This window comes from Pseudomonas wadenswilerensis, assembly GCF_024749185.1.
GTDB classification, from domain to species: Bacteria; Pseudomonadota; Gammaproteobacteria; order Pseudomonadales; family Pseudomonadaceae; genus Aquipseudomonas; species Aquipseudomonas wadenswilerensis.
Window position 1 is genome coordinate 5,819,580 of the sequence record NZ_CP087191.1, and the last position, 7,585, is coordinate 5,827,164.

Sequence of the window (7,585 nt, forward strand, 5' to 3'; positions counted from 1 at the left end):
TTGTGTTCCCAGTCATGCCGTGCGGCGCAGTATCAGCAGATGGCGTTGGCCTTGGCAACCCGGAACGGTCAAGGCCTGCTCGCTATCCACTCTGAAATCTGCCGGCAATGCTACCAGCTCATCGGCAGGATGCAGCCCTTTCATTGCCAGCCACTGCGTCTGGGCGTCACCGAGGTGGCGCGTCCAGTTGGTGAAGTTCTCCATGCTGCTGAAAGCACGGGAAACAATTCCGGTGAAAGGCAGCTCCGGTTGGAACTCCTCTACCCGCTTGTGGATAACTGTGAGGTTATCCAGTTTGAGTTCAAGCTTTACCTGGGTCAGGAAGCGGGTTTTCTTGCCGTTGCTGTCGAGCACCGTGACTTGCTTGTCCGGATGCAGGATAGCCAAAGGAATGCCCGGCATGCCACCGCCGCTGCCGACATCCAGCCAGCGCTCGCTGTGGATAAACGGCATGACGCTGAGGCTGTCGAGCAGATGGCGGGAAACCATTTCGTCCGGATTGCGCACGGCGGTCAGGTTGTAGGCCTTGTTCCACTTGATCAGCAAGGCCAGGTAGGCCAGCAGTTGTGCCTGCTGGGCCTCGCTCAGCTCGACACCGAGCTGGCGGGCGCCTGTGGACAACTCTTCGGCGTGTTGAGGGGTGACCTGAGAACTCAAGCGCTTTGCTCCAACTCGCGGCCTGCGCCGCGTTTTTTCAGATGAATCAGCAACAGGGAAATCGCCGCCGGGGTCACGCCGGGGATACGCGAAGCCTGGCCCAGGGTCTCGGGCCGGGTCTGGCCGAGCTTGCCCTGGATTTCCTTGGACAGCCCGGAAATACCGCTGTAATCGATATCGTCGGGCAGGCGGGTGTCTTCGCTGGCGCGCAGCCGGGCGATTTCTTCCTGTTGCCGGTCGATGTAACCGGCGTATTTGGTCTTGATTTCAACCTGTTCGGCCACCTGCGGGTCGATCTCGGCACCGCCGGTCACTTCCATCAGCCCGGCGTAATCGATTTCCGGGCGAGTCAGCAGGTTGAGCAGGTTGTATTCATGGCTCAACGGCGTGCCGAATTTCTCGGCAATGGCCTGACCTTGGGTGGTGTCCGGGCGGACCCAGGTGGATTTGAGACGCTGTTCTTCCAGGGCGATGCTTTCGCGCTTGGCACTGAACGCGGCCCAGCGCTCGTCATCGACCAGGCCCAGTTCGCGACCTTTCTCAGTCAGGCGCAGATCGGCGTTGTCTTCACGCAGGATCAGCCGGTATTCGGCGCGCGAAGTGAACATGCGGTACGGCTCCTGGGTACCCAGGGTAATCAGGTCGTCGACCAGCACCCCGATGTACGCTTCATCGCGGCGTGGGCACCAGCTTTCGCGGCCTTGCGCACGCAGTGCGGCGTTGGTACCCGCGAGCAGACCCTGGGCACCGGCTTCTTCGTAGCCAGTGGTGCCGTTGATCTGGCCGGCAAAGAACAGCCCGCCAATCACCTTGGTTTCCAGGCTGTACTTGAGATCACGTGGATCGAAGTAGTCGTATTCGATGGCGTAGCCCGGGCGCACGATGTGGGCGTTTTCCATGCCGCGGATCGAGCGGACGATCTGCAACTGCACATCGAACGGCAGGGATGTGGATATCCCGTTCGGATAGAGCTCGTGGGTGTTCAGGCCTTCGGGCTCGATGAACACCTGATGGCTTTCCTTGTCTGCGAAGCGGTGGATCTTGTCTTCGATCGACGGGCAGTAGCGTGGGCCAATGCCTTCGATGACCCCGGAGTACATCGGCGAACGATCGAGGTTCGAGGCAATGATCTCGTGGGTCCGGGCGTTGGTGTGGGTAATCCAGCAGCTGACCTGACGCGGATGCTGCTCCTTGGAGCCCATGAACGACATCACCGGGATCGGCGTGTCACCCGGTTGCTCGGTCATCACCGAGAAATCCACAGAGCGGCCGTCGATGCGCGGCGGCGTACCGGTTTTCAAGCGACCAACGCGCAGCGGCAGTTCACGCAGGCGGCGAGCCAGGGCAATCGATGGCGGATCGCCGGCGCGGCCGCCGGAGTAATTCTGCAAACCGATGTGGATAAGTCCACCGAGAAAGGTTCCGGTGGTCAGCACTACGGAGTCAGCGAGAAAACGCAGACCCATTTGCGTCACCACCCCACGTACCTGGTCCTGCTCGACGATCAGGTCGTCGCACGACTGCTGGAATATCCACAGGTTGGGCTGGTTCTCGAGAATCTCGCGCACCACCGATTTGTAGATGGCGCGGTCGGCCTGGGCGCGAGTAGCGCGCACGGCTGGGCCTTTGCGGTTGTTCAAAACACGGAACTGGATACCGCTCTTGTCAGTGGCCAGTGCCATCGCACCGCCGAGCGCATCGATTTCCTTGACCAGGTGGCTCTTGCCGATGCCACCGATGGCCGGGTTGCAACTCATATGACCGAGGGTTTCCACGTTGTGGGTCAACAGCAGGGTTTTTACACCCATGCGTGCAGACGCAAGCGCAGCCTCGGTACCGGCATGGCCGCCGCCGATGACGATCACTTCAAAACGGGAAGGGAAATCCACCACGCACCTCGTGCCTGTTTCGGGAATAGATAGGGATAACGCACAAGTATAGGGACTTACCCCCCTCTAAAGGAACCTTTTGCACAAAATTTAACCAGGCTGTGGATGAATGGCGAGTAATAGAAATTAAAAGAGAGAAATTTATTAAAGCTTTGTTTTTATGTTTATTCTTAGTCAGGCACCTTTCTGTGGATAAGGTTCTACAGGCCTTTATTTACCTTATGTACAGAGATTCAAAACCCTGTGGTCTACCCGGGATGAGCGTTCTGGATAAGCGCTTTAAGCCTGTGGATGAAATGGTCAGTTACCCACAAGCGTAGTTATCTCCAGCCTTGAAGGCCAGTTATCAACGGAGCTGAAGGTGGGTTTTCCACAGGGCTTATGTCAGAGAATTGTGGATAGACGCGCAGGCATCAGCGCAGCACGAGCACTGTGGCTGTACTGACCAGGAGAGGGGATTGGAGAAAAAGGCTGCTGCAGTCGGGTCCGTTGCAGACCCGACGGTAGATCAGGATGTTTACTTGCCGATACAGAAACTGGAGAAGATCCGCCCAAGCAAGTCATCAGAGCTGAATGCCCCGGTAATCTCGCCCAGGGCTTGTTGAGCCTGGCGCAGATCCTCTGCCAGCAGTTCACCGGCACCGGCAAGGGTCAACTGGGCGCGGCCGTGCTCCAGGTGTGCACTGGCCTGACGCAATGCCTCCAGGTGGCGCCTGCGTGCGCTGAAGCTGCTTTCGGCAGTCTGTTCATAACCCATGCAGGCCTTCAGGTGCTCGCGCAGCAGCTCAAGGCCCATGTCGCTGTCCTTGGCACTGAGGGTAATGGTGACATGGCCATCTTCACTCTGTTCCATGGCAATCGCGTCGCCGCTCAAATCCGCCTTGTTACGAATCAGCGTGACCTTGGCCGGATCCGGACGCAGATCGAGGAATTCCGGCCACAGGGCAAACGGATCACTGGCTTCCGGTGCTGTGGAGTCGACCACCAGCAATACCCGATCGGCTTCGTTGATAGCCTTGAGGGCGCGTTCGACGCCGATCTTTTCCACATGGTCATCGGTATCACGCAACCCGGCCGTGTCGACAACGTGCAGCGGCATGCCGTCGATGTGGATATGTTCGCGCAGGATGTCCCGGGTGGTGCCGGCGATATCGGTGACAATCGCCGCCTCGCGGCCAGCCAGAACGTTAAGCAGGCTCGACTTGCCGGCGTTCGGCCGGCCGGCAATCACCACCGTCATGCCGTCACGCAGCAAAGCCCCCTGCCCGGCTTCGCGCTGCACTGTGGATAAATTGTTGCGCACGTCATCGAGCATACCCAGCACGTGACCGTCGGCGAGAAAGTCGATTTCTTCTTCGGGGAAGTCGATTGCCGCTTCCACATAAATACGCAGGCTGATCAATTTCTCCGTGAGGTTATCCACACGTCGGGAAAACTCGCCCTGCAGCGAGCGCAAGGCATTACGCGCCGCCTGGGAAGAACTGGCTTCGATCAGGTCGGCGATTGCCTCGGCCTGGGCCAGGTCGAGCTTGTCGTTGAGGAACGCACGCTCGCTGAATTCCCCCGGACGCGCCAGGCGGCAACCCAGTTGTACACAGCGCTGCAGGAGCATATCGAGCACAACCGGGCCGCCGTGGCCCTGCAGCTCCAGCACGTCTTCACCGGTGAAGGAGTTGGGCCCTGGGAAAAACAGCGCAATGCCTTCATCCAGTACCAGGCCATCTTCAGCGCGGAACGGGCCGTAATGGGCGTGCCGCGGCGTTAACGTTTTTCCACAGATGGCCAGCCCGGCTTGTTCGGCCAGAGGGCCGGATAGCCGCACGATCCCCACGCCCCCACGTCCCTGGGCGGTAGCGATGGCGGCAATGGTTTCACGCACAGTGTTCATGCTCGAAGGCCTCACGACAAAAACGACAGATAGCAAAACGCCCCACGAGGGGGCGTTTATCCACAGGTTAGCTGGCTAACCCGTCAAGCAGCGGCTTTCTTGGTAGCCTTTTCGATGCCGCGGGTGATGTACCACTGCTGTGCGATCGACAAGCAGTTGTTCACAACCCAGTACAGCACCAGACCTGCAGGGAACCACAGGAAGAAGAAGGTGAAGATGATTGGCATCAGCTTCATCACCTTGGCCTGCATCGGATCCGGCGGAGTCGGGTTCAGCTGCTGCTGGATGAACATGGTCGCGCCCATGATGATCGGCAGGATGAAGAACGGATCCTTGATCGACAGGTCAGTGATCCAGAACATCCATGGCGCCTGACGCATCTCGACGCTTTCCAGCAGAACCCAGTACAGCGAGAGGAAGACCGGCATCTGCACCAGGATCGGCAGGCAGCCGCCGAGCGGGTTGATCTTCTCTTTCTTGTACAGCTCCATCATGGCTTGCGACATTTTCTGCCGGTCGTCGCCATGTTGTTCTTTCAAGATCGCCAGTTTTGGTGCCACGGCACGCATGCGCGCCATCGAACGGTAGCTGGCAGCCGACAGCGGGAAGAACAGTGCCTTGATCAGCATGGTCAGGACAATGATCGACCAGCCCCAGTTGCTGAGCAGGCTGTGGATATGTTGCAGCAGCCAGAAGATGGGCTGGGCAATGAACCACAGAATGCCGTAGTCGACGGTCAGTTCCAGACCTGGGGACAACTCTTTGAGTTTGTCCTGAACCTTGGGACCGGCATACAACACGGTGCTGGTTTCGGCTTTACCGCCGGCGGCAACGTTCAATGCCGGGCCGGTGAAACCGATGATGTAATTGCCTTGGCTGTCCTTACGGGTCTGAACGATGTTGTTGTCAGACTTGTTAGGAATCCAGGCAGTTACAAAGTAGTGCTGCAGCCAGGCTACCCAGCCACCGGAAACATTTTCTTTCAGATTTCCCTTGTCGATGTCTTTCATCGACACCTTTTTGTAGGGCTCCGAACTTGTCCACAGGGCGGCACCCAGATAGGTCGCCGTACCGGTTGCGGTGCTCGAGGAAGGATCCGAGCTGGCGTCGCGCTTGAGTTGCGCGAACAGGTTACCGGTCCAGGGCTGGGCGCTCTGGTTGTCGATCAGGTAGGTGACGGTCAGGTCGTACTCACCGCGTTTGAAGCTGAAGCGCTTGATGTAGTTGACGCCGGCATCGCTGAACTTCAGGTCGACGACCAGTTGGTCCTGACCATCGGCCAGTTGATAACTTTTCTGATCAGCGGCATACAGCGGACGGCCAGACGAACGTGCATCCGGGCCGTTGGCGCCAGTCAGACCGCTCTGTGCCAGGTAAGTACGCTCACCACCGTTGTCGAACAACTGGAACGGAATGTCCGGATGGTCCTGACGGCGTGGGTACTTCGGCAGCATCAGCTGGGCGATGTCACCACCTTTGGGATCGATAGCCAGATCGAGGACATCAGTCTTGACCCGAATCAGGTCCTTGCTGACCACTACCGGGGCAAGTTCTGCTGGGCTGGATTCAGCGTTGGCGCTCGGTACATCGGCGCTGGCGCCAGTGTTACCGGCCTGCGCGGTGTCCGGCAGGGCCGGGGCAACGTTGCTGGCAGCAGTATTCTGAGTCGGCAGGGCAGCCTGGCCATAGTCCTGGTTCCAGTTAAGGACCATGACGTAGGACACGATTGCCAGGGCGACGATCAGGATCGTGCGTTTAATATCCATGATTACTCGGCTATCGAAGAAGTACGGGAAGAGGAGGCAGGTGGAACCGGGTCAAAACCACCGGCATTCCACGGATGACAACGCCCCAGGCGACGAACGGTAAGCCACCCGCCGCGTAAAAGGCCATGTGTTTCGATGGCTTCGTACGCATAGCAGGAGCAACTGGGGTAGAAACGACAGTGACTGGCCATCAGAGGACTAATGGCATAACGGTAAAACTGGATCGGAACGAGCGCCAGTTTACGCATCTTGACTGTCTACCCCCACAGAGTCGGTGTTAACCACTGGAGCGGGCCGACTGCGTGCAAGGCGCTTCCAGAGCTTGCCAAAATGTTGGTGCAATTCTGGGTTTTCAATCTCGCCCAACCCTTTGCGCGCGACGATCACGATATCCCAACCGGCAAGCGAATGCTGGTTCAGGCGAAACGAATCGCGCATCAGGCGTTTCAGGCGATTGCGTTGAACGGAGAGCTTGACGCTCTTTTTCCCGATCACAAGCCCCAGGCGGGGATGATCAAGACCGTTCTCGCGAGCAAGGATCAGCAGGCATTTCCCTGGAACCTTGCCGGTTGGGGAGTCGAAGACCGCTTTGAAGTGTCGGGGAATAAGCAGACGCTTTTCCCGACTGAAGTCCTGACTCACCACCAGTGCCGAAAAATCAAACTGCCAGGCGCTTACGGCCTTTGGCACGGCGACGCGACAGAACGGCACGACCGTTCTTGGTGGCCATACGGGCACGGAAACCGTGAGTGCGAGCGCGCTTGATGGTGCTTGGTTGGAAAGTACGTTTCATGGCGTGTTACCTGGTTCGTCGACAACGGGCCGGAATGGCCCCCGTTTTAAGAGACCGGCGATTCTAGAGAAAGCAGGGCCGTAGGTCAATTTCCAACCAGCTTTTCCTTATGGACGGAAAATCGGCTTCATTCGGGGGATCGCTCGGAGCGGGCTGACAGGTCGCGAGTAACGGATCACTTAAACATAGAAAAAAAGAGAGGACTTATTTAAAGCTTTTTAGTGAATCTTATAAATCTTATGTGGACGATTTCTGTGGATAACAAGCTAGAGCCCTTGAAACACGTAATGTACAGAGGAAAGAAACCTTGTCGAGAAGAGGTGCTCTGACTGTGTTGTACCCTCGGAAAAGCTGTGGATCAAATGGCCTGTTATCCACAGGCAGGTTATCCACCGATTTCGACCCCCAGTTGTGCAAAGACCTCAGGCGCGGTTATCCACAGGGCTTATTCACATGGCCAGAACGACATTTTGGTCACTAAACTGCTGATTTATCGCCATCCTCGACGCACCTGCATGTGGATAACTGCGCTGGCGCTGGGTACAATGGGCGCTTGTTTTTGCCTCACCGGCTTTCAACTCAGGGGATATCC

7 protein-coding genes are annotated in these 7,585 nt (G+C 57.7%); all 7 read right to left on the reverse strand.

All coding sequences use genetic code 11. The features are described from left to right. Positions 1 to 12: 12 nt before the first annotated feature. The 7 genes from rsmG to rpmH all read right to left on the reverse strand — a co-directional run bounded on the left by rsmG (position 13) and on the right by rpmH (position 6,993). Complete coding sequence (gene rsmG, locus LOY45_RS26825) at positions 13 to 657, reverse strand: 16S rRNA (guanine(527)-N(7))-methyltransferase RsmG (protein WP_115084562.1); 645 nt, start codon at positions 655 to 657, stop codon at positions 13 to 15. Beyond that, the gene (mnmG, locus tag LOY45_RS26830) at positions 654 to 2,546 is read right to left on the reverse strand and encodes a tRNA uridine-5-carboxymethylaminomethyl(34) synthesis enzyme MnmG (protein WP_115084996.1); all 1,893 of its coding nucleotides are present in this window, start codon (positions 2,544 to 2,546) and stop codon (positions 654 to 656) included. The genes rsmG and mnmG overlap by 4 nt, the downstream gene beginning before the upstream one ends. A gap of 517 nt (positions 2,547 to 3,063) precedes the next feature. Next, on the reverse strand, positions 3,064 to 4,434 hold the full coding sequence (mnmE, locus tag LOY45_RS26835) for a tRNA uridine-5-carboxymethylaminomethyl(34) synthesis GTPase MnmE (protein WP_258578601.1): 1,371 nt from the start codon (positions 4,432 to 4,434) through the stop codon (positions 3,064 to 3,066). Between the two features lie 83 nt (positions 4,435 to 4,517). Beyond that, positions 4,518 to 6,200, reverse strand: coding sequence for a membrane protein insertase YidC (gene yidC / locus LOY45_RS26840; protein ID WP_258578602.1), 1,683 nt, complete (start codon positions 6,198 to 6,200; stop codon positions 4,518 to 4,520). A 2-nt stretch (positions 6,201 to 6,202) separates the two neighbouring features. Continuing rightward, positions 6,203 to 6,448: a membrane protein insertion efficiency factor YidD gene (gene yidD, locus LOY45_RS26845; protein WP_080764817.1), complete on the reverse strand. Its 246-nt coding sequence runs from the start codon at positions 6,446 to 6,448 to the stop codon at positions 6,203 to 6,205. Further along, on the reverse strand, positions 6,441 to 6,845 hold the full coding sequence (gene rnpA, locus LOY45_RS26850; RefSeq protein WP_010222710.1) for a ribonuclease P protein component: 405 nt from the start codon (positions 6,843 to 6,845) through the stop codon (positions 6,441 to 6,443). The genes yidD and rnpA overlap by 8 nt, the downstream gene beginning before the upstream one ends. A 13-nt stretch (positions 6,846 to 6,858) precedes the next feature. Continuing rightward, on the reverse strand, positions 6,859 to 6,993 hold the full coding sequence (gene rpmH, locus LOY45_RS26855; RefSeq protein ID WP_002551315.1) for a 50S ribosomal protein L34: 135 nt from the start codon (positions 6,991 to 6,993) through the stop codon (positions 6,859 to 6,861). Positions 6,994 to 7,585 lie beyond the last annotated feature (592 nt).